The organism is Prevotella sp. P3-92 (assembly GCF_002251205.1).
Classification (GTDB): Bacteria; Bacteroidota; Bacteroidia; order Bacteroidales; family Bacteroidaceae; genus Prevotella.
This window is the reverse complement of record NZ_NPJE01000070.1, coordinates 1-20,210: the sequence shown is the minus strand read 5'-3', so window position 1 is coordinate 20,210 and position 20,210 is coordinate 1. Positions and strand designations below refer to the sequence as shown.

Here is a 20,210-nt window from a genome sequence, read left to right as displayed (position 1 = left end):
CTGACAATATGAGCGAAGACATCAACACCAACGAGCAAACCATCAGATATGAAGATGACAATATCCGACATCTGTCGGATATGGAACACGTGCGAACAAGACCGGGCATGTATATCGGACGCCTGGGCGATGGTTCGCTGGCTGAAGACGGCATCTATGTATTGCTGAAAGAGGTCATAGACAACTCTATCGACGAGTTTAAAATGAATGCCGGAGACCGCATAGAAATCAACATCGACGACCAACTGCGGGTGTCGGTGCGCGACTATGGACGTGGCATTCCACAAGGAAAACTTATCGAAGCGGTCAGTATGCTGAATACGGGCGGTAAATATGACTCTAAGGCTTTCAAAAAATCTGTAGGACTCAATGGTGTCGGTATCAAAGCAGTCAATGCGTTAAGCAGTAGGTTTGAAGTGGCATCATATAGAGATGGACAGGTAAGAAGAGCGGTTTTTGAGCGCGGACAACTGCAAAGTGACGTGACAGAAAAGACCGACGACGAGAATGGAACATACATCTTCTTCGAGCCAGACAATACCTTGTTTGTCAACTACCAGTTCCACAATGACTTTGTGGAAAACATGCTCCGCAACTATACCTATCTCAATACTGGTCTCGCCATCATGTACAACGGCAGAAGAATACTCAGCCGACATGGTTTGGAGGACTTGTTGAAGGACCGAATGACCAACGATCCCCTATATCCCATCATACACCTCAAGGGAGAAGATATAGAAATTGCATTCACACATGCCAACCAGTATGGTGAAGAATATTATTCGTTTGTCAACGGACAACATACAACTCAGGGCGGTACACATCAAAGTGCATTCAAAGAGCATATCGCCAAGACAATTAAGGAATTTTTCGGGAAATACGAATATGGGGATATTCGAACCGGACTCGTTGCTGCTATTGCCATCAACGTAGAGGAACCGATGTTCGAAAGCCAGACCAAAATCAAGTTGGGATCACTCACTATGTCTCCTAACGATGGAGTCTCTATTAATAAATATGTGGGCGACTTCGTCAAACAGGAGGTGGACAACTACCTGCACATCCATACCGACGTGGCTGAAGTGATAGAGCAGAAGGTGAAAGAGAGCGAACGCGAGCGCAAAGCAATGGCGGGTGTGACCAAGATTGCACGTGAACGGGCAAAGAAAGCTAACTTGCACAACCGCAAACTGCGCGATTGTCGCATCCATTTCAGCGATGCTAAAAACGACAGAAAAGAGGAGAGTTGCATCTTTATCACTGAGGGCGACTCGGCAAGCGGAAGTATCACAAAGAGCAGAGATGTGAATACACAGGCGGTTTTCTCACTGCGCGGTAAACCTCTGAACTCGTTTGGACTGACCAAAAAGGTGGTCTATGAAAACGAAGAGTTCAACCTTTTGCAGGCTGCACTCGATATCGAAGAGAGCCTTGACACGTTGCGCTACAATAAAGTGATAGTGGCTACCGATGCGGATGTCGATGGAATGCACATCCGACTGCTGATCATTACATTCTTCTTGCAGTTCTTTCCAGAACTTGTCAAAAAGGGACACGTATATGTACTACAGACTCCTTTGTTCAGAGTGCGCAACCGTAGAACCAAAATAAAAAACAAAAAGGTGGTGGCAGAAGCTGACGCTAAGACGGAAGGAAAGAAGACTGACTTCATCACACGCTATTGCTATAGCGAAGAGGAACGCATCAATGCCATACAACAATTAGGACCGGACCCGGAAATCACACGATTCAAAGGTCTCGGAGAAATAAGCCCAGAAGAGTTTGCTGGCTTTATCGGACCTGATATCAGACTCGAACAGGTGACGCTGCATAAGAACGACCAGGTGCAAAAGCTATTGGAATACTACATGGGCAAGAACACTATGGAGCGACAGAACTTTATCATCGACAACCTCGTGATAGAGGAAGACCGACCAGAAGACGTTTACGAATAACAAAGAAAACATGATTTCAAAAAGAAATATACTATACCTCATGCTATTGTTGCCGTTGGCTGCCATAGCACAGTTGCGCATCAATATGCGAGGAGAAGCCTTGCGCAAACTGCAAATAGCAGAGATGGCTATCAACAACCTGTATGTGGACACCGTAGATGAACAGCGATTGGTGGAAGACGGCATACGAGGTATGCTCGAAAAACTCGATCCGCACAGCAGTTACCTTACCGCAAAAGAGGTGGAAGCAAGCAACGAATCACTGCAAGGCAACTTCGAGGGCATCGGTGTGCAGTTTAATATGTCGGAAGATACACTACTCGTGATACAACCCGTGGTAGGCGGTCCGTCTGAAAAGAAAGGCATCATGGCGGGCGACAGAATAGTCACCGTCAATGATACTGCGATTGCTGGCGTAAAAATGTCGCGCGAAGAAATCATGCGCAGACTGCGCGGACGAAAGGGAACATTAGTGCGCTTGGGCGTTGTACGCCGCGGTATCAAGGGCATGCTGCATTTCGATATCATCCGCGACAAGATTCCTGTGAAGACTATCGATGCCTCATATATGATCAGACCAACGATAGGATATATCCGAATCGGTAGCTTCGGGGCACAAACCCACGAAGAATTTCGCGAACGCCTCAAAGCTTTAAAGGCACAAGGCATGACCTCGCTCATACTTGACCTGCAAGGAAACGGTGGCGGATATATGCACGCTGCAGTGGAAATTGCCAACGAGATGCTTCACGCTGGCGACCTTATTGTATATATGGAAGGGCGACAAGCCTCACGCAAAGATTATAAAGCACGCGGAAAAGGACTCTTTGAGGAAGGTCAGCTCGCTGTGTTGATTGACAGTTACTCGGCTTCAGCCGCTGAAATCGTGACGGGTGCCATACAAGACCAAGATCGCGGCATCGTGGTTGGACGTCGATCATACGGTAAAGGTCTGGTACAACGACCTGTTGACCTGCCCGATGGATCAATGATTCGACTGACTATAGCCCACTATTTCACACCATCTGGACGCTGTATCCAAAAACCATACGTGAAAGGAAAAGCAGAAGATTACGCCATGGATGTATATAACAGACTGACCAGTGGCGAACTGCAACATGCAGACAGCATACATTTTGCCGACTCACTGAAATGCTATACACTGCGCCAACACCGTACGGTTTATGGCGGAGGAGGTATCATGCCCGACCATTATGTGCCACTCGATACTACAATCTATACTCCCTTCTACAGAGAGATTGCTGCCAAATCATATATCATCAATGCCAATCTGCGCTATGTGGATACACATCGCAAGCAGTTGCAAAAGCAGTATCCTGTGTTTGAGACTTTCAAAAACACCTATGAAGTGCCGCAAGATGTGATTGACCAAATGTTGGCAGAGGCTGCAAAAGACGGTGTCAAACCAAAAGACGATGCCGAATTGCAAAAGTCACTCCCATCCCTTCGTCTCCAAATGAAGGCACTTGTGGCACGCGACCTATGGAATATGGATGAGTATTTCTCTATCATGAATGAGCAAAACGACATCGTGATGAAGGCTATCCAGCTGTTGCAACACCCCTAACCCACTTCTATTGCAGTAGGAATGACGTACAATACGCTTTGTAAACAACTGGCATTGACCTACGACGAGGGTGAGGCAAAAGCCATTGCACGCTTGGTTTATGAAGTGCGCTATGGTTTATCACTCACCGATATCTGTCTCGGACGCGACGCAGACATCGATGACAGCGACCTCAAACAAGTGGCAGAACGATTGAAAAACCATGAGCCCGTGCAGTATGTATTAGGCAAGACGCAGTTTTGCGGACATACTTTCCATACCGACCGACGGGCTTTAATACCCAGACCTGAGACCGGAGAACTCTGTCAATGGATGCTTTCCACACCATTCAGCAGTTTGCTCGATATCGGAACAGGCAGTGGTTGCATTGCCATCACTATGGCATTGGCACAGCCAAAAGCACAGATTACAGCATGGGATATATCCCCCGATGCCCTTTCGCTGGCTTCAGAAAATGCACAAAACCTGAACGCACATGTTGATTTCATATTGCGCGATGCACTACAAAATCATGAAGATGATAATCAGCGCTATGACATTATCGTGAGCAATCCGCCATATATCTGTCAAAACGAGGCTGAAGCGATGGAGAAAAACGTACTCGATTACGAACCACACACAGCACTTTTCGTGCCAGATAGCGATCCGCTGCGATTCTATTGCGCCATTGCACGCTATGCCTTAACGGCACTTCTACCGCAAGGTTACCTTTATTTCGAAATCAATCCACTCTATGCCGATGATCTCTGCACAATGCTTCACAATGCTGGATTCAGCGAAGTGACGCCCCGTAGCGATGCTTTTGGCAAAATACGCTTTATCCGTTGCCGCCGATGAACACGATGACAGAACAAGAAGCCTACCTCCGCTTGGCTGCATTATGTGCTCAAGCTGAACACTGCGAATATGAGATGCAGGAGAAAATGCGCCGTTGGGAAATTGCTGACGATGCTCAGGCGAGAGTGATGCAACGGCTGATAACCGAGCGATATGTAGATGATGAGCGCTTTGCACGTGCTTTTGCCAACGACAAAGTGAAATACAATAAATGGGGACGACGCAAGGTCGAACAGGCCATGTGGCTGAAACACATTGCCGAAGACATACGCCAACGAGTGCTCGACAGTATCGACGACGAGGAATACATTGCCATTCTGCGCCCATTGCTACAACAGAAAAGACGCTCAGTAAAGGCCCGTAACGACTATGAACTGCGGCAGAAGCTCATCAAATTTGCCATCGGCAGAGGATTCACCATGGATATTATCAAACAGTGTATCAGTATCGATGACGAAGAAGAATACGATATGGAATAGGCTTCTCGACACCATTCTGCCCCGCCATTGCAGTATCTGCGACAGTCGGTTGGGCTTCGACGAGAAAGCCATTTGTGGCAGTTGTGCCACAAGACTGCCGCGTACCCACTACGAACTGACGGCAGACTATAATCCTATGACCGTCTTGTTTCAAGGTATCGTACCTATAGAAAAGGCTGTGGCATTCGTCCATTTCAATCCTCACAATGCTTCAGCGCGCCTCATTTATGCTATAAAATACTACCGGCATCCTGACTATGCGATGGCTATGGGGGAAATCATGGCAAAAGAACTATTATCCTCAGGGTTCTTTAACGATATAGATGCCATCGTTCCGGTACCACTTTCGCGCCGCCGGCTACATCAACGAGGCTACAACCAAAGCGAATACTTGGCACGTGGAGTCAGTAAAATCACCTCTATTCCAGTAATTACCAAAGCGCTCCGTCGCAAGCATTTCCTACAAAGTCAAACGATGTTGGGGCACACTGAACGCCAGAAAAATGTGGAAAACATGTTTGTATTGCGTGATGCCTCAGCACTTTCTGACCGACATATCCTATTGATAGACGACATCTGCACTACAGGTGCCACCGCCATGGCCTGTATTCAAGAGATGCAAGTAGCAAAAAATATACGCTTCAGCATACTGACGCTTGGGTTGACAGACCATTAAACAGCCATTCCAAAAAGATGATGAAGACCATGAAATCATCTCTTTTTCTGCTTCTCGACAGGTTGCACTTTGTGAACAGCCGACTTACTTGTATGTGCAGCAGACCTTCCGGAAGCCTTCCCCGTACCTTTACTATGAGATGTAGCAGACTTACCTGAAACCTTCTCCGTGGCTTTATTTGGATGCATTGCAGACTTTCCTGTGGATTTTCCTGCCGTTTTTTTCGCAGGAACAGCAACAGTTTTTTCATCTTCATCTTGCCATTGCGGAACGATTTTATCATCGCTTTCGGTCATTTCCAAATCGAGTTCAGGCACATCAAAACCGTCATCTGGCTTGAATGGTATCTCTACTTTTCGCTTATAAACCGATACCTCAACCATGGCAACACCCTGCGCTACGATGCCCAACTCACGGGCAGCGCGATAGGAAAGATCGATGACACGACCACGGGAAAAAGGTCCTCGGTCGATAACGCGTACTACAACTTCCTTGCCATTGGCAGGATTTCTCACTTTTAGGAGTGTGCCGAAAGGGTGTGTGCGATGAGCACAGACCAGACTGTCACTATGGATACGTTCTCCACTTGCCGTTCTTGAACCATTAGCGCGCTGCGAATAAAAGGTTGCTTTACCTTTCTGTTGAGCAGCCGAAGGCATCCCGATGGCAGCCAAAACAGCCATAAGGATAGAATACAGATACGATTCCAGAGTTCTTAGTTGCTTTGATAGACTTTTCATTGTTATAGTGATTGACCACCAACAGCGTCTCTTTGGTCAGAAAACAGATGTGTCGGTGGTACGAATTATTTGTCGTTATCAAGTTCAAGTTCGAGTTCATCAGTTCGCCGCTTTATATCGCGGTAAGCCTGTGACAGGTCGGTTTTGGTAATATCGATATTTGTGTTAATCGGTCGCAGTGGGTCGCTTAATGCGTGTTGAAACAACCAATCATACGTTTTGTCGGTATAGAAGAAGCGTGCCAAAGCGCCATGTGATGCTCCAGGCATCCAGTCATAACGCAAACGCTCGGTAGCTCCGAGTATTTTCATCCCTTCAACGACCTTCTGTGATTCGCGCACCGATACGGCGCGGTCTGCAGTTCCATGCACAATCCATAATGGTAATTCACCCAATCCACGATAGTCTTTCAGCGTAGAACCGCCACATAGTGCTATTGCGGCAGCTATTTTGTCGGGATAAGTACCTGCGAAATCCAGTGTACCATAGCCTCCGAGACTCATACCTATTACATATACGCGTGTATCGTCAAATGAATAGTTCTTCTTCATCCACTCCAGAATATTGTTAAGGCGGCGTGGATTCCATGCCCCGCCTGGGTTTTGTGGGGTAACTATAAGTGCGGGAATCTGTCTTCCCATCTTAACGGCATCAACAGGGCCATATTGCAAACAGCGTTTCATATCGCGTCCACAGCGACTTGCACCATGCAGGAAGATAATCAATGGAGTTTGTTCCTGCGAGAAATAATAGTCATCTGGCGTATATACCCAAAAGTCGTAGCCGTCTTTCACAACTCCTTTCTTTGCCGACAATAAGTCATACTGCGCCCATGTTGCTGTGTGTAACATCAGCAACAAGAGCGTCAGTATGGTTGTATGCAGCGTTTTTTTCGTTATATATACGCTCACTTTCTGATTTTATCGTTTAATTTTTACCGTTGTTTTCTTACCATTATAGGCCACTTTATAAATGGTATTATCGGGCATCTTCACCTCAAAGACACGCTTTTGGAGCATTCCTTTGAATTTTCCGCGACGCTGTCCGATAGTCAGCAAATGCTGTTTTTCGTTCCATGTCATAGGAATTTCGGCATATTGTCCACGTTGGTAGTTGAAGTTGTCGCCCTCATCTTCATAGAGTGTAAACGATGCATCACATCCTGGATAAACCAATAGTGTGAGCACATCCCATGGTCTTTCGTCGCTATACTGTCGGTCATCACCCATCGGCACAATACTTCCAGCCTTGACATAGAGTGGTGAGTGTGCTATTGGTGCATCAGCTTTGATGGTCTGTCCGCCTTTATATAACTGTCCTGTCCAATAGTCATACCAGTCAGCCCCTTGTGGCAGATAGACGTCAAACTGCTTTTTCTGACTCCAATCCACCGTTGGCCATCCGTTTGCATACTCATTGTTATCGTGTCTATCCCAGCCCGATTGCTCGTCGGTCTTTACTATTTTCTCCTCAGTAAATAGTGGATCAACCACCGGGCACACTAAGAAGCTGTGACCAAACATATATTGTCGTCCATTGTTCCACACATTTTTATCGTTGCGGAAGTCCATCACCAAGGGACGCATAAATGAATCATCGTTGGCACTTACTTGCCAGCTTTGACTATAGATATATGGCAATAGGCGATAACGCATCTTTACGGCATCAAGCAATGCATCATATACAGGTTCGCCAGGCTTGCCGTAGTAATAGAGTTCTCGATATACCTCAGTACCGTGGCTACGCATCATTGGTGTGAAAAGTCCGAACTGCATCCATCGCACGTATAGTTCTTGGAACTGTGGATTAGTTGTTCCAGTATTGTCGAGATAGGTGCGGTTGTATGCATTGGCAAAGAATCCGCCTATATCGGTATTCACATTGGGGTTGGCGCAAAGTGTGTGATTCAGACAAAGTGGCACTTGTGCGCGAAAAGACTGCCACGAACTGCCCACGTCTCCACTCCACGTATGTGCTCCATAGCGCTGTTGTCCGGCGAAGAAGGAACGTGTAAGAATGAAAGGTCGATGTATTGAATCCGCCTTACGCTGGTTTTGATCCACTCCTCCAACCGCCATCAAGGCAAATGCATTGCGTACAGATCGCCAGCTACCCATGCTGCATTTTTCGTCAAGGTCACTATCCTTAAACTGGCAATGGTCGGGATCTGTAGAGTCCATCCACCATGCATCGATCCCCATCTGATGGAGTTTTGATAGATATTTCCAATAGATATCGCGTGCCACAGGCGAGTAGCAGTCATAAACACGTACACCAGACGGATAGTCCTGACGTGGTGGCCACTGGGTAAGTCCCGACTCTGGCCATGTTTTGAAATGGAAGAGCAATCCTTTTTCATCGAGTTCACGATATGGTTTTGTATGTGGTCCGAACGATGCCCATACCGAAATGGTGAGATGTGCATGACGTTGGTGCACCTCATCTATCATAGCTTGTGGATTACTGAACGCATCATTAAGAAACTCCATAGCGTTCCAGTTGTAGTTACCACCCCAGTATTGCCAGTCTTGTATTATTCCGTCGAATGGTATTCCCATTTTGCGATAGCGTCTTACCACGTCGAGCAGTTCGTTTGCCGACTTGTATCTCTCACGACTTTGATGGAATCCATAGGTCCAACGTGGCACCATAGGAACTTTTCCGCTTAGCCACCGCATCTGTCGGATGACGCCATCAGCATCGTTACCATACATGAAATAGTAGTCAACAGCCTTTCCTACCTGACTCTCCAGTTGCAGTGTATCATCGTCGTTGATTGTTGTTGGCGAGTAATTGTCCCAATAGATGCCATATCCTTTAATGCTCTGGAAGAAATGAGTAAAGTCTTCCAGATTAGTTTGTATCATCAGTCTGTGTTCTCCTCTGAGATTCATTTTTCCGCTCTGCATCATTCCCAATCCATAGATGGGCTCATCTTTTTCCAGTGCAAAAGCTTGTTTTACGCGATACGATCCCTTGTCTATACCCTTTGTAATAGGCGTAAAGGCAAAGTCTCCTTCAGTCATAAGCGTTGTACCGTCGGCTTTTGCAAAGCTTACCTTTTGCAATTTATCATCCACGGTAACGGTCAACGCATTCGTCCGATAGACAGTTTTGCCATCCGCCTGCTTGACACTGACCGCCACTTTTTGCGGTGTAGCCGTTATAACAAGGCTTTTCTTTTCTGCAAACTGCCCATCTGTAGTCTTCTCCACACGTACCACAGTAGGTGAGAAGAAGGTGATTTTCTGTGCTTCCATGCTTTCGAAACAAAGCAATGCAAGAGTGATAGAGATAATTTTCTTCATTATTGTTAGTTGTTTTATTTGAAGTTGATAAGCGCCATCATTAGGGCTTTTTTGTTAGTATATTGGTTACAAAGGTAGTATATTTCTTTGATTTCTGATAAAAAAACATGGTTCTTCCATTCAAAAATAAGAATTTGTAACTATATTAAATACTATGAAACACACTAAGTTAAATTTTTATAAGCAACAAATGCAAGTTGCTCATGATTCTGTCAAACGCTGCGTATGTGGCTTGTAGAAGTCACATAGAAGTCTTGCAGATATAAGAAAAACTCGTTTTTCTTTTGTACTTCGCTCACTTAATCGTACCTTTGTGACTACGTCGCGAAGGTAGGCTGCACCTCGGAAATACAAAAGAAAATGGTCTTTTCTTTTGTATTTCGCTCGGTTTGCACTACCTTTGCACCTTGTATAATAATACAGATATGAGTTTAACAAATATTGTACGCCACATCTTCGTGCATCGCATGCATGAACTGGAACGCCATCAGAAGGAGGGCGAAGCCCTTCAGTGCGAGGTGTTGCACCGCCTGCTTGCTCAAGCATCCAACACCGAAATAGGACGCAAATATGCATTTTCAGCCACGAAAGACTATGATACTTTCGTGCGAAACTGCCCCGTCAACACCTACGAAGAACTGAAAGAACAGATAGATCGCATGCGCCACGGAGAGACAAATATCCTCTGGAACGGACGTGTGAAATGGTATGCCAAATCGAGTGGCACTACGAACGACAAGTCGAAGTTCATTCCTGTCAGCAGCGACGGTCTGAGAAATATCCACTACAAAGGTGGCTTCGACTCTGTAGCCCTCTATCTCCGCAACAATCCTCAATCTCGATTGTTTGACGGCCGCGCATTGATTTTAGGTGGCAGCCATGCTCCCAACTATAATCTGCCAGATTCTTTGGTAGGCGACCTCAGCGCCATTCTCATCGAAAACATCAATCCTTTGGCAAATTTGGTGCGCATTCCGAAGAAGAAGACCGCATTGCTTGAAGACTTTGAAGTGAAGCGCGACCGCATTGCCCACGAAGCACTCCACAAGAATGTGACCAACATATCAGGCGTTCCCTCATGGATGTTATCGGTATTAAACCGTGTCATGGAGATTTCTGGCAAGACCCATTTGGAAGAAGTATGGCCCAATCTTGAAGTATTCTTCCATGGCGGAGTGGCTTTCACCCCCTACCGCAAGCAGTATGAACAACTTATCACGTCACCCAAAATGCATTATATGGAAACGTATAATGCGAGCGAAGGATTCTTCGGCCTGCAGGATGACCCATCCGACAAAGCGATGTTGCTCATGCTCGACTATGATGTTTTCTACGAGTTCCAAGAGATGGGCACCGACAACATCGTTCCGTTATGGGGCGTTGAAAAGGACAAAAACTATGCCATGATAATCACTACATCATGCGGATTATGGCGATACATGATCGGTGATACCATCCGATTCACCTCCACCAACCCATATAAGTTTGTTATCTCAGGTCGTACCAAGAGCTTTATCAACGCTTTTGGCGAGGAACTCATCGTAGATAATGCCGAACAGGGTCTGGCTTATGCCTGTCAACAAACAGGTGCCGAGGTGCTGGAATACACCGCAGCCCCCGTTTTCATGGATGCCAATGCCAAATGTCGCCACCAGTGGTTGATTGAATTCAGCACCCCTCCTGCCGATTTGCAGCAGTTCTCCGACCTGCTTGACCGTCGCCTACAAGAGCTCAACAGCGACTATGAAGCCAAACGCTATAAGAATATCACCCTGCAACATCTGGAGATTATCCCTGCCAGAAAGGGACTTTTCAACGATTGGCTTAAGCAACGCGGCAAATTAGGCGGTCAGCACAAAGTGCCACGCCTAAGCAATTCGCGTGAACATATCGAACAGCTTCTCAAACTGCAATCATGAACAGACCCACAAACAGACACTTCCAGTTGATACTCATAGCAGCCCTATCCCTGCTGATGGTGGCATGCGCACGTATGGGACAACCCGATGGCGGATGGTTTGACGATGATCCACCCCGCATCATCGGCTCCAATCCAGCCGATCAGGCTGTCGGTGTGAACTCCAAAAGAATAACCATACAGTTTGATGAGTATATCAAGCTGGAGGATGCCACACAGAATGTTATCGTCTCTCCACCACAATTGGAGATGCCCGAGATTAAGGCAACGGGTAAAAAGATTGTTGTTGACTTGAAAGACTCACTAAAGGCCAACACCACCTACACCATCGACTTCAGCGATGCCATCAGCGACAACAACGAAAACAATCCGTTGGGCAACTACACCTTCACCTTCTCTACCGGTGAACGCATCGACACTTTCGAGGTGGCAGGAACGGTGCTCGACGCCTCAAACCTCGAACCTATCAAAGGCATACAAGTTGGGCTCTATGCCGATCTGGCAGACTCAGCGTTCCGCACCAAGCCCCTTTTGCGCGTTGCCCGTACCGATGGCAGAGGGCGTTTCGTCATCAAAGGTGTTGCACCTGGCGAGTATCGCGTCTATGCGCTACAAGATGCCGATGGCAATTATATGTTCAATCAGAAGAGCGAGATGGTGGCTTTCTCCCATACCACCTATAAACCGTCAGCCGGACCAGATATCCGACAGGACACCATCTGGCGTGATTCCTTGCGTATCGATAATATATTGCGAGTGCCATACACCCACTTCTATCCCGACGACATCATCCTTCTGGCCTTCCAAGAAGTTCAAACCGACCGCTATCTGCTGAAACAACCAGAGCGAAAAGATGCCGACCGCTTCACTTTATATTTCAGTTATGGCAACCCACAATTGCCAGAAATACGCGGCTTCAACTTCGATGAGAAAGACGCCTTCGTTCTTGAGGCCAGCGAAAAGAAGGACACACTGACCTATTGGTTGCGCGATACGGCACTGGTCAACCAAGATACGCTATCCATGCAACTCTCCTATCTCATGACCGACTCTACCGGAGTACTCGTCACACAGATTGATACGGTAGATGTGATAGCCAAAACCAGCTACGCCAAACGGCAGAAAGACCTGAAAAAACAGGTTGAGAGTTGGGAAAAGGAGCAAGCTAAACTCAAAAAGCAAGGCGAGCCCTACGACAGTATCATGCCGCGCGAGCCACTTAAAGTGCAGTATAACGTGCCCGGCACCATGGCACCAGACAGTCGTCCCACCATCAATATGCCCGCTCCACTGGCTCGATGCGACACCGCCTCTATCCACCTATATACTAAGGTTGATACCCTTTGGTATCGTGTGCCCGTTGATGTGCAGCGTCGCGACTCATTGCTCCGCACGTATGATGTGCTTGCCGAATGGACAGCCGGTAGCGAATACAGCTTAGAAGTAGATTCCGCCGCCTTCGAAGACATCTACGGCAACGTATCGAAACCCTTCAAACAAGGCATTAAGATCAGCACCCTCGATGAGTTCTCGACCATCGTCTTGCAACTCGCAGGCGTCACCGACACCACCTATGTGGTAGAGTTGCTCGACCAAAGCGAGAAGACCATCAAGCAAGTGCGTACCGAAGCCAATGGCGATGCCGTATTCTTCTATGTCAAACCCGGTGGCTATTACGCACGTGCCTTCCGCGATCGCAACGGCAATGGCGTATGGGATACAGGCAACTACGATGCCAACTTACAACCAGAGGAAGTATATTATTTCCCCGGACGCATAGACTGTAAGGAGAAATGGGACATCACCCGCCCTTGGAATCTTACCGCCACACCGCTCAACATGCAGAAGCCCGGCGAGATAACCAAGCAGAAACCGGATAAAGAGAAACAGAAGTTACTCAATAGAAATGCCGAGCGCGCACGTCGTTTGGGTATTTCCTACTACAAGAACGGCGTGTTGCAAACCGCTAACAACAACTCTAAATGACGATAAAAGATGAAACACCTGAATACCAACGGCAGACGCCTATTGCTCATGCTGATGCTCTGTCTGCCACTTTTCTCACACACCGTCACCACCTCGCAAGCGCAATGTGGCATCCACAACACCGCCTTCAAATCGGGCGAGTATCTCTCCTACGACCTCTATTTCAATTGGAAATTCGTATGGGTGAAGGTCGGCACGGCATCTATGTCCACCGTACAATCGACCCACAAAGGTGTGCCTGCCTTCCGGTCGAGCCTCATCACGCGTGGTAACGACAAGCTCGACAACATGTTTATCATGCGCGATACCCTGCTATGCTACACCACTACCGATATTACCCCACTTTATTACCGCAAAGGAGCACGCGAGGGCAAGCGCTATTACGTAGATGAGTTGTGGTATAGCTACCCTAAGGGAAACAGCCACTTGAAGATGCATCGCATCGATGCCGACGGTAAACACCACTGGAAACAAGCAGAGTATAAGGACTGCATCTACGACATGATGAGCATTTTCCTTCGTGCACGCAACTTCGACACATCCAAGTTGCGCAAGGGCGAGAATATCCCCATGCCCATCAGCGATGCCAGACACCTAAGCAACTCATGGTTGAAATACGGCGGAAAGACTACGCTGAAGATGAAAAACAGCAATGCGAAGTTCCGTTGTCTGATATTCTCATTTATCGAACGTGAGGACGGCAAGAACCACGAACTCATACGTTTCTTCGTCACCGACGATAAGAATCACCTGCCCGTACGCTTGGATATGTTCCTTTCGTTCGGATCTGCCAAAGCCTATCTCACAGGCATGAAGGGTCTGCGCAACGAACTCACTTCTAAAGAGAAATAATTCCCAGCATACAAAAGTCAACCTCATGGAAACCGTAGAACTCAGACATCTCACCATCGGGTATATCGTCAAAGGACAGCAACGCATCGTGGTCAGCGATATCAACGCAACCATCAATGCCAGCGAACTGACTTGTTTGTTGGGGCAGAACGGTATCGGCAAATCCACACTGCTGCGCACTTTGTCGGCATTCCAACCCGCCCTTTCCGGCGAAATCTATCTCGACGGCACTCCGCTGACAGCCCTTTCGTCGCGCCAACTCAGCAAGAAAGTGGGTGTAGTACTGACTGAAAAGCCCGATGTGCGCAATATGTCTGTAGAAGAAATGGTAGGCATGGGGCGTTCGCCCTATACCGGTTTCTGGGGTTCACTCGATGCTGACGACCACCAAATGATAGACGAAGCCATCCGTTTGGTAGGCATCGACCGGCTTAGACGCCGTCCAGTTCACACGTTGAGCGACGGTGAACGCCAGAAATGTATGATAGCCAAAGCCCTTGCGCAGCAAACACCCACCATCTATCTGGATGAGCCAACAGCCTTTCTCGACTTTCCCAGCAAGGTTGAGATGATGCAATTGCTGCGACGACTGGCACACGAACAACAGAAAACGATATTTCTTTCCACCCATGATGTAGAACTCGCCATGCAGTTGGCAGACCGCATTTGGCTGATGGAGCCCGACCGTTTGAGCATCGACACCCCTCACCAGCTCGCCGCCGACGGTTCGCTGAGTCGCTTCATCGAGCGCCCTGGCATACATTTCGATACTAACGATATGACCATACGGGTGGCACGTCAGACATGAACGAGCCGCCCTATATATATAAATAAGGTATAGCCCTACACCTTGACAGGCATTACTTCACTTATTACCAAACATCCAACGATTCCTAAACTCTCCAGAAGAATAAGACAATGATAGAAGGACACGGTGACGATCTCTACCGCTACAACAGTCAGGTACGCATCAATTTCAGTTCCAACATCTGCCAACAGACAGACCATACAGCCCTGAAAGCCCATCTTGCCAACCATCTTGACCTTGTAAACCACTATCCGGAACCTCAGCCTCGGAAGCTCGAAGAACAGTTGGCCGAGTATCACGACATCCCTGCCGAATGCGTGATGGTGACCAGCGGTGTGACCGAAGCCATCTATCTCATAGCCCAGATGACGCGTGGCGGCATGTCTGTCATCCCCCAACCCACTTTCAGCGAGTATGCCGATGCTTGTCGCCTCAACGAACATATCATCAGCTATGAGTATGAAAACGACCAGAAGTTGCTGCCTACGCGCCGCATCTACTGGCTCTGCAATCCTAATAATCCAACAGGAGGAGTGATGACCGAAGGCATCATCGACCATCTTATCGCCACCAATCCCATCCACCTTTTCGTGGTCGATCAGTCGTATGAAGGTTATACCGCCGCAAAATTAGTAGATGTGAAACAAGTGATGCGCTATCCCAACCTCATTCTGCTCCATTCGCTGAGCAAGCGTTATGCGGTGCCGGGCATGCGTGTAGGCTATGTGACAGCACATCCTGAGATATTGCGACACCTCCGCCAGTACCAGCGCCCATGGTCGGTAGGAGCCTTGGCTATCGAGGGTGCACGCTTTCTGATCGCTCAAGACAAGCCCGCCATCAGCGACCTTGAGGGGCTGTTGAAAGAGACCGCACGCCTTCGCGATGCTTTGCGTGCCCTCCCTGGCATCAGCGTTTACGACACCGACAGCACTTTTATGCTCTGTATGATAGAGCAAGCCAGCAGCCTTCAACTGAAGAATTGGCTGATAGACCATGAGGGCATTCTGATTCGCAACTGTTCAAACTTTGCCAATCTATCGCCCCACCACTTCCGCATAGCCACCCAGAGTCCTGAAGAAAACGATGTCCTCATCAGTGCTTTGCATCGCTTTCTGAACGAATAGAGTCATTGCGGCTGACCAGTCGCTATGTCTTGTCAGCACATGAGAATACTGGATAGAGGTCTATGCGACTTCCATCCATTGCCTATCGGATAAACCTTGGTAGATTATTGTCGTGAGAAAACAGAAACAACCCCCGTTGGCCCGGTACAATTGACCAGTGCGTATTGTTCCAGTTTATGGTCGTCTTTACCGCCATTGACCACTATGCCCCGATTGTTGAGCATATATTGTCGCTTGCAAGTGGGACAGGTCGCCATGCCTTTATGATCCATTTGGATGATATACTTGCTACTTCCCAGCGAATTGCCGTTTCTCACACAGTTTGGACACTGTGCATCATAAGCAATAAATCCGCCGTTTGGCGTCGTATTAAAAGTTTGATAGCCCACAATGATGCCGTTGCTGAGTCCGAGCTGATAGTGGCTCTCGCTCTCTGCCGCCGTTTCGCGCTGTGTGGATGAGAGTCCGTCAGAATTGGTAAACACGAGGTATTTCGCTCCTTGTCTTACGCTTTCGGTGATATGACAAAATATGCCACGCGACATGCTGTTGGTGGCTGTGGCGAGTGTTTGGTCGAGATGGAGTCCGTTATCATAGACAAAGCGACAGGGCCATGCACTGAATTCAGGATCTGTGGAGCATGCCGTTGCCATCAGCAGTACTGCCACACCTGCCGTAAGGCGCCTTGTCCAAAGAGAAAGGTGCCCTGTCCAAGCAGAAAGTCGCCTTCCCGTTGGTGTTGACACAACGGTAGGGCGACTATCCATATTATAATGTTTGCTATAGCCTTCAGCCATATTGTTCTGTTGTTTGCCTTATGGTTTAAGCGTTTTCCAACAGCGATTTTTCTGCATCGGTGACACGGTTGAAACCGAAACCTCCAAGCACTTGCTGCATCAGATCGGCTATCTTGTCGTTGCAGAGATTGCCTATCGAACCCTCATGCGTATGGTGTATGTCCTTGTTGGGTGTGAAAGTTCCAGCCTCGATATCGAGCCCAACCTTCTTATACGCATCGCGGAAGGGCATTCCGGCAGCAGCCAAACGGTTGACTTCCTCTACGGAGAACATCGGGTCGTACATGGGATTGTCGAGAATATCCTCGCGCACTTCAATCTTATTGATGATGTATGCCGCCATCTGCAAACAGTCTTTCAGTTCGTCGAAAGCAGGCAAGAACACCTCTTTGATAATCTGCAGATCGCGGAAATAACCCACGGGGAGATTGTTCATGATGAGTGTCACCTGTTGTGGCAAAGCCTGAATCTTGTTGCATTTCGCACGGATGAGTTCGAAGACATCGGGATTTTTCTTGTGGGGCATGATGCTACTTCCGGTGGTACACTCTTTTGGAAGTTTCACAAACGAGAAGTTTTGCGAGTTGAAGAGACACGCATCAAATGCCATTTTAGCAAGTGTTCCTGCTATAGTAGCCATGGCAAATGCCACGTTGCGCTCCATTTTTCCTCGTCCCATCTGCGCATAAACCACGTTATAGTCCATAGAATCGAATCCCAAGAGGTCTGTGGTCATCTGTCTGTTGAGTGGGAACGACGATCCATATCCTGCTGCTGAACCCAACGGGTTACGGTTGGTCATCTTGTATGCTGCTTGCAGAAAGAGCATATCGTCTGCCAACGACTCGGCGTAGGCGCCAAACCATAGTCCGAAGGATGATGGCATTGCCACCTGCAGATGGGTGTAGCCCGGCATGAGCACGCTTTTATACTGTTCGCTCTTGGCGAGCAATTCGTCGAAAAGCACTTTCACCCCGTCTGCCAGTTCCATGAGTTGATGGCGTGTGAAGAGTTTCAAATCCACCAATACTTGGTCGTTGCGTGATCGGCCTGAGTGTATTTTCTTACCCATGTCGCCCAGTTTTCGTGTCAACATGAGTTCCACTTGTGAGTGTACATCCTCCACTCCGTCTTCTATGCGAAATTCGCCGCGCTGGCAAATGGCATATATTTGTTTGAGTTCAGCCAACAGTTGTTTCAGTTCGTCGGCTTCCAAGAGGCCAATACTTTCAAGCATAGTGATATGCGCCATAGATCCCATCACATCGTAGGGTGCGAGATAGAGGTCCATCTCACGGTCGCGTCCCACGGTGAAGCGCTCTATTTCTGCATTCACCTCAAAGTTCTTCTCCCAAAGTTTATTCATCTGTCGTGTATAATATATAATCGGTGTAAGGGTTGATTGGCAGAGATGTGCCTACAAGGTGTAGGGCACCTGTGCCAAAGCAGTGGCAACTTTCTCTACTCCATCCTGCAGTGGACCGCTCACCATGCCTTTGAGCATGAATGGGATGTCGGCCTTTACGGTGACACGCATCTTGCTTTCGTGGTCGTTGACGGGCAGCACCTGTATCCAAAGGTTGAAGGGTACTGGCGATTTCTCTGCTTCAAACTTCACACACTTATTGTCTTCACGCTCTATGATGCGCAGTTTCAGGAGTCCTACCGGTGGCACATTGACCTGCACACTATCTTTGTCAAACTGAAAATCCTTCAGTTTGTCTTCGGGCACTCGGTCTTTAATACGCTCCAAGTTGGTGAGGTCGCTGATGTTGCGATAAACGTTTTCCACCGGATACGGAATCTGGTGTACGCTGCTTTCAAACTTTGTCATGCCTTCCAAGCAGCTGGGTCCTTACGCCACTCGTTCAACACTTCGATGTCTTCTGGCTTGATATATCCGGTGTCGGCAGCCTGTTCAAGCACGGCAGCATAGTTGCTCAGCGTAATCAGACGCACGCCAGCCTCCTTGAAAGCCTGTTCGGCAACGGGGAAACCATAGGTGAACGATGCCACCATACCAATGACTTCGCATCCATACTGGCGCAGTGCTTCAACGGCTTTAAGACTGCTTCCTCCGGTAGAGATCAGATCTTCTACCACGATAACCTTAGCACCTTTTTCGATGTGTCCCTCTACTTGGTTGCCCATACCGTGGTCTTTTGGTTTCGGACGAACGTAGGCATAGGGCAGTCCGAGCTGGTCTGCCACGAGAGCTCCTTGTGCTATAGCACCTGTAGCAACACCAGCCACAGCCTCTGCCTCAGGGAAATTCTCCTGAATGGCGTGGCACAGTTCGAGTTTTACAAACGAGCGCACGTCGGGATACGACAGTGTTTTGCGGTTGTCGGTATAGATTGGTGACTTCCAACCAGATGCCCATGTAAAGGGTTCGTTGGGTTGCAATTTGATGGCTTTGATATCCATCAGCTTCTTTGCGAACAGTTTTTTGATTGCGTCCATATCTTTGTTTATTTGTTTTTCGTTTTGCAAAGGTACGATTAAGTGAGTAGAATACAAAAAGAAAATACATTTTTCTTTTGTATTCTCGAACGTGAGTACCTTGGATGCGTAGCATCAAAGATAGTGCAAACCGAGCGAAGTACAAAAGAAAAACTCGTTTTTCTTTTGCATTTCCGAGGTGCAGCCTATCTTGGACGCGTAGCGTCAAAGGTACGATTAAGTGAGCGAAAAACGAAAGAAAATATTTATTTCTTTTGTTTTTCCGAACGTGAGTACATTGGATGCGTAGCATCAAAAATAGTGCAGACCGAGCGAAATACAAAAGAAAAGACCATTTTTCTTCTATTTTCCGAGGTGCATTTCCGCTTGAAAACAACATCATTTTCCCCTTGCCGACAACATTCTTTTACCCCATCTATATATTCCTTACGTTCAAAACGTTACGCGTACAGCTCAGCAATTTCAATGAATTTACTCAGCAATTTCAATGAATTAGCAGACCAATTTCAATGAATTTACTCAGCAAATCAAATTGAATTGCTCGGTAAATTGACTTTAACTGATTCTACTTTACACTTTTCTTGTTATTTTACTAAATTACTTCACTCTCATTTTATTCCTTTACTGAATCACTTTACAATGCAGGAAAAGTGTTACTAAAACGCTTTACATAGCG

The 20,210-nt window shown here is 47.5% G+C and carries 16 protein-coding genes and 1 pseudogene; 10 read left to right on the top strand and 7 right to left on the bottom strand.

The annotated features are described in order from the left end of the window. The first annotated feature begins 8 nt into the window (after positions 1-8). From CIK93_RS12615 to CIK93_RS12595, 5 genes are read left to right on the top strand one after another with little or no spacing between them, the layout of a single operon-like run. Complete coding sequence (locus tag CIK93_RS12615; protein WP_094390995.1) at positions 9-1,955, top strand: DNA topoisomerase IV subunit B; 1,947 nt, start codon at positions 9-11, stop codon at positions 1,953-1,955. Positions 1,956-1,965: 10 nt separating this feature from the next. Further along, positions 1,966-3,543 (top strand): S41 family peptidase, encoded by a 1,578-nt coding sequence (locus CIK93_RS12610; protein WP_094447557.1) that lies wholly within the window; start codon positions 1,966-1,968, stop codon positions 3,541-3,543. 21 nt (positions 3,544-3,564) lie between these two features. Continuing rightward, on the top strand, positions 3,565-4,380 hold the full coding sequence (gene prmC / locus CIK93_RS12605; protein ID WP_094440621.1) for a peptide chain release factor N(5)-glutamine methyltransferase: 816 nt from the start codon (positions 3,565-3,567) through the stop codon (positions 4,378-4,380). 5 nt (positions 4,381-4,385) lie between these two features. Next, entirely contained in the window at positions 4,386-4,859 is a 474-nt protein-coding gene (locus tag CIK93_RS12600) for a regulatory protein RecX (protein ID WP_336410078.1), read from the top strand. After that, on the top strand, positions 4,831-5,535 hold the full coding sequence (locus CIK93_RS12595; RefSeq protein ID WP_094390999.1) for a ComF family protein: 705 nt from the start codon (positions 4,831-4,833) through the stop codon (positions 5,533-5,535). The genes CIK93_RS12600 and CIK93_RS12595 overlap by 29 nt, the downstream gene beginning before the upstream one ends. Positions 5,536-5,570: 35 nt before the next feature. Here CIK93_RS12595 and CIK93_RS12590 read toward each other — a convergent pair whose 3' ends face one another. From CIK93_RS12590 to CIK93_RS12580, 3 genes are all read right to left on the bottom strand, one after another. Beyond that, complete coding sequence (locus tag CIK93_RS12590; RefSeq protein WP_254046806.1) at positions 5,571-6,275, bottom strand: septal ring lytic transglycosylase RlpA family protein; 705 nt, start codon at positions 6,273-6,275, stop codon at positions 5,571-5,573. Positions 6,276-6,340: 65 nt separating this feature from the next. Further along, positions 6,341-7,186: a dienelactone hydrolase family protein gene (locus CIK93_RS12585; RefSeq protein ID WP_254046805.1), complete on the bottom strand. Its 846-nt coding sequence runs from the start codon at positions 7,184-7,186 to the stop codon at positions 6,341-6,343. Positions 7,187-7,195: 9 nt separating this feature from the next. Continuing rightward, a complete protein-coding gene (locus CIK93_RS12580; RefSeq protein ID WP_094447555.1) occupies positions 7,196-9,583 on the bottom strand; it encodes a TIM-barrel domain-containing protein in 2,388 nt (795 codons plus the stop codon). Positions 9,584-10,008: 425 nt separating this feature from the next. Between CIK93_RS12580 and CIK93_RS12575 the strand changes: the two genes are divergently transcribed. The 5 genes and pseudogenes from CIK93_RS12575 to CIK93_RS12555 all read left to right on the top strand — a co-directional run bounded on the left by CIK93_RS12575 (position 10,009) and on the right by CIK93_RS12555 (position 16,274). Then, positions 10,009-11,502, top strand: coding sequence for a GH3 auxin-responsive promoter family protein (locus CIK93_RS12575; RefSeq protein ID WP_094434917.1), 1,494 nt, complete (start codon positions 10,009-10,011; stop codon positions 11,500-11,502). After that, positions 11,499-13,487, top strand: coding sequence for an Ig-like domain-containing protein (locus CIK93_RS12570; RefSeq protein WP_254046655.1), 1,989 nt, complete (start codon positions 11,499-11,501; stop codon positions 13,485-13,487). Before CIK93_RS12575 ends, CIK93_RS12570 begins: the two co-directional genes overlap by 4 nt. Positions 13,488-13,496: 9 nt before the next feature. Beyond that, positions 13,497-14,339, top strand: a complete 843-nt coding sequence (locus CIK93_RS12565) for a DUF3108 domain-containing protein (RefSeq protein ID WP_094391004.1) — start codon at positions 13,497-13,499, stop codon at positions 14,337-14,339. Positions 14,340-14,364: 25 nt separating this feature from the next. Then, a pseudogene (locus CIK93_RS12560) lies at positions 14,365-15,132 on the top strand (ABC transporter ATP-binding protein); the annotation flags it as partial. Positions 15,133-15,257: 125 nt separating this feature from the next. Further along, entirely contained in the window at positions 15,258-16,274 is a 1,017-nt protein-coding gene (locus CIK93_RS12555; protein WP_094391006.1) for an aminotransferase class I/II-fold pyridoxal phosphate-dependent enzyme, read from the top strand. Between the two features lie 104 nt (positions 16,275-16,378). On the opposite strand, the gene CIK93_RS12550 is transcribed toward CIK93_RS12555, so the two are convergent. From CIK93_RS12550 to pyrE, 4 genes are read right to left on the bottom strand one after another with little or no spacing between them, the layout of a single operon-like run. Beyond that, entirely contained in the window at positions 16,379-17,071 is a 693-nt protein-coding gene (locus tag CIK93_RS12550; RefSeq protein WP_144007585.1) for a hypothetical protein, read from the bottom strand. A 25-nt stretch (positions 17,072-17,096) separates the two neighbouring features. Beyond that, positions 17,097-18,437, bottom strand: coding sequence for an argininosuccinate lyase (gene argH, locus CIK93_RS12545; RefSeq protein WP_094391008.1), 1,341 nt, complete (start codon positions 18,435-18,437; stop codon positions 17,097-17,099). A gap of 51 nt (positions 18,438-18,488) precedes the next feature. Beyond that, positions 18,489-18,905: a polyketide cyclase gene (locus tag CIK93_RS12540; RefSeq protein WP_094391009.1), complete on the bottom strand. Its 417-nt coding sequence runs from the start codon at positions 18,903-18,905 to the stop codon at positions 18,489-18,491. Beyond that, a complete protein-coding gene (gene pyrE, locus CIK93_RS12535; protein ID WP_094391010.1) occupies positions 18,902-19,534 on the bottom strand; it encodes an orotate phosphoribosyltransferase in 633 nt (210 codons plus the stop codon). Before pyrE ends, CIK93_RS12540 begins: the two co-directional genes overlap by 4 nt. Between the last annotated feature and the right edge of the window lie 676 nt (positions 19,535-20,210).

What these genes read in the sequence shown, in the direction of transcription:
- CIK93_RS12615 (WP_094390995.1), top strand. Translation starts at nt 9, where the DNA reads ATGAGCGAAGACATCAACACCAACGAGCAAACCATCAGATATGAAGAT.
- CIK93_RS12610 (WP_094447557.1), top strand. Translation starts at nt 1,966, where the DNA reads ATGATTTCAAAAAGAAATATACTATACCTCATGCTATTGTTGCCGTTG.
- prmC (WP_094440621.1), top strand. Translation starts at nt 3,565, where the DNA reads ATGACGTACAATACGCTTTGTAAACAACTGGCATTGACCTACGACGAG.
- CIK93_RS12600 (WP_336410078.1), top strand. Translation starts at nt 4,386, where the DNA reads ATGACAGAACAAGAAGCCTACCTCCGCTTGGCTGCATTATGTGCTCAA.
- CIK93_RS12595 (WP_094390999.1), top strand. Translation starts at nt 4,831, where the DNA reads ATGACGAAGAAGAATACGATATGGAATAGGCTTCTCGACACCATTCTG.
- CIK93_RS12590 (WP_254046806.1), bottom strand. Translation starts at nt 6,275, where the DNA reads ATGAAAAGTCTATCAAAGCAACTAAGAACTCTGGAATCGTATCTGTAT.
- CIK93_RS12580 (WP_094447555.1), bottom strand. Translation starts at nt 9,583, where the DNA reads ATGAAGAAAATTATCTCTATCACTCTTGCATTGCTTTGTTTCGAAAGC.
- CIK93_RS12575 (WP_094434917.1), top strand. Translation starts at nt 10,009, where the DNA reads ATGAGTTTAACAAATATTGTACGCCACATCTTCGTGCATCGCATGCAT.
- CIK93_RS12570 (WP_254046655.1), top strand. Translation starts at nt 11,499, where the DNA reads ATGAACAGACCCACAAACAGACACTTCCAGTTGATACTCATAGCAGCC.
- CIK93_RS12565 (WP_094391004.1), top strand. Translation starts at nt 13,497, where the DNA reads ATGAAACACCTGAATACCAACGGCAGACGCCTATTGCTCATGCTGATG.
- CIK93_RS12555 (WP_094391006.1), top strand. Translation starts at nt 15,258, where the DNA reads ATGATAGAAGGACACGGTGACGATCTCTACCGCTACAACAGTCAGGTA.
- CIK93_RS12550 (WP_144007585.1), bottom strand. Translation starts at nt 17,071, where the DNA reads ATGGCTGAAGGCTATAGCAAACATTATAATATGGATAGTCGCCCTACC.
- argH (WP_094391008.1), bottom strand. Translation starts at nt 18,437, where the DNA reads ATGAATAAACTTTGGGAGAAGAACTTTGAGGTGAATGCAGAAATAGAG.
- CIK93_RS12540 (WP_094391009.1), bottom strand. Translation starts at nt 18,905, where the DNA reads ATGACAAAGTTTGAAAGCAGCGTACACCAGATTCCGTATCCGGTGGAA.
- pyrE (WP_094391010.1), bottom strand. Translation starts at nt 19,534, where the DNA reads ATGGACGCAATCAAAAAACTGTTCGCAAAGAAGCTGATGGATATCAAA.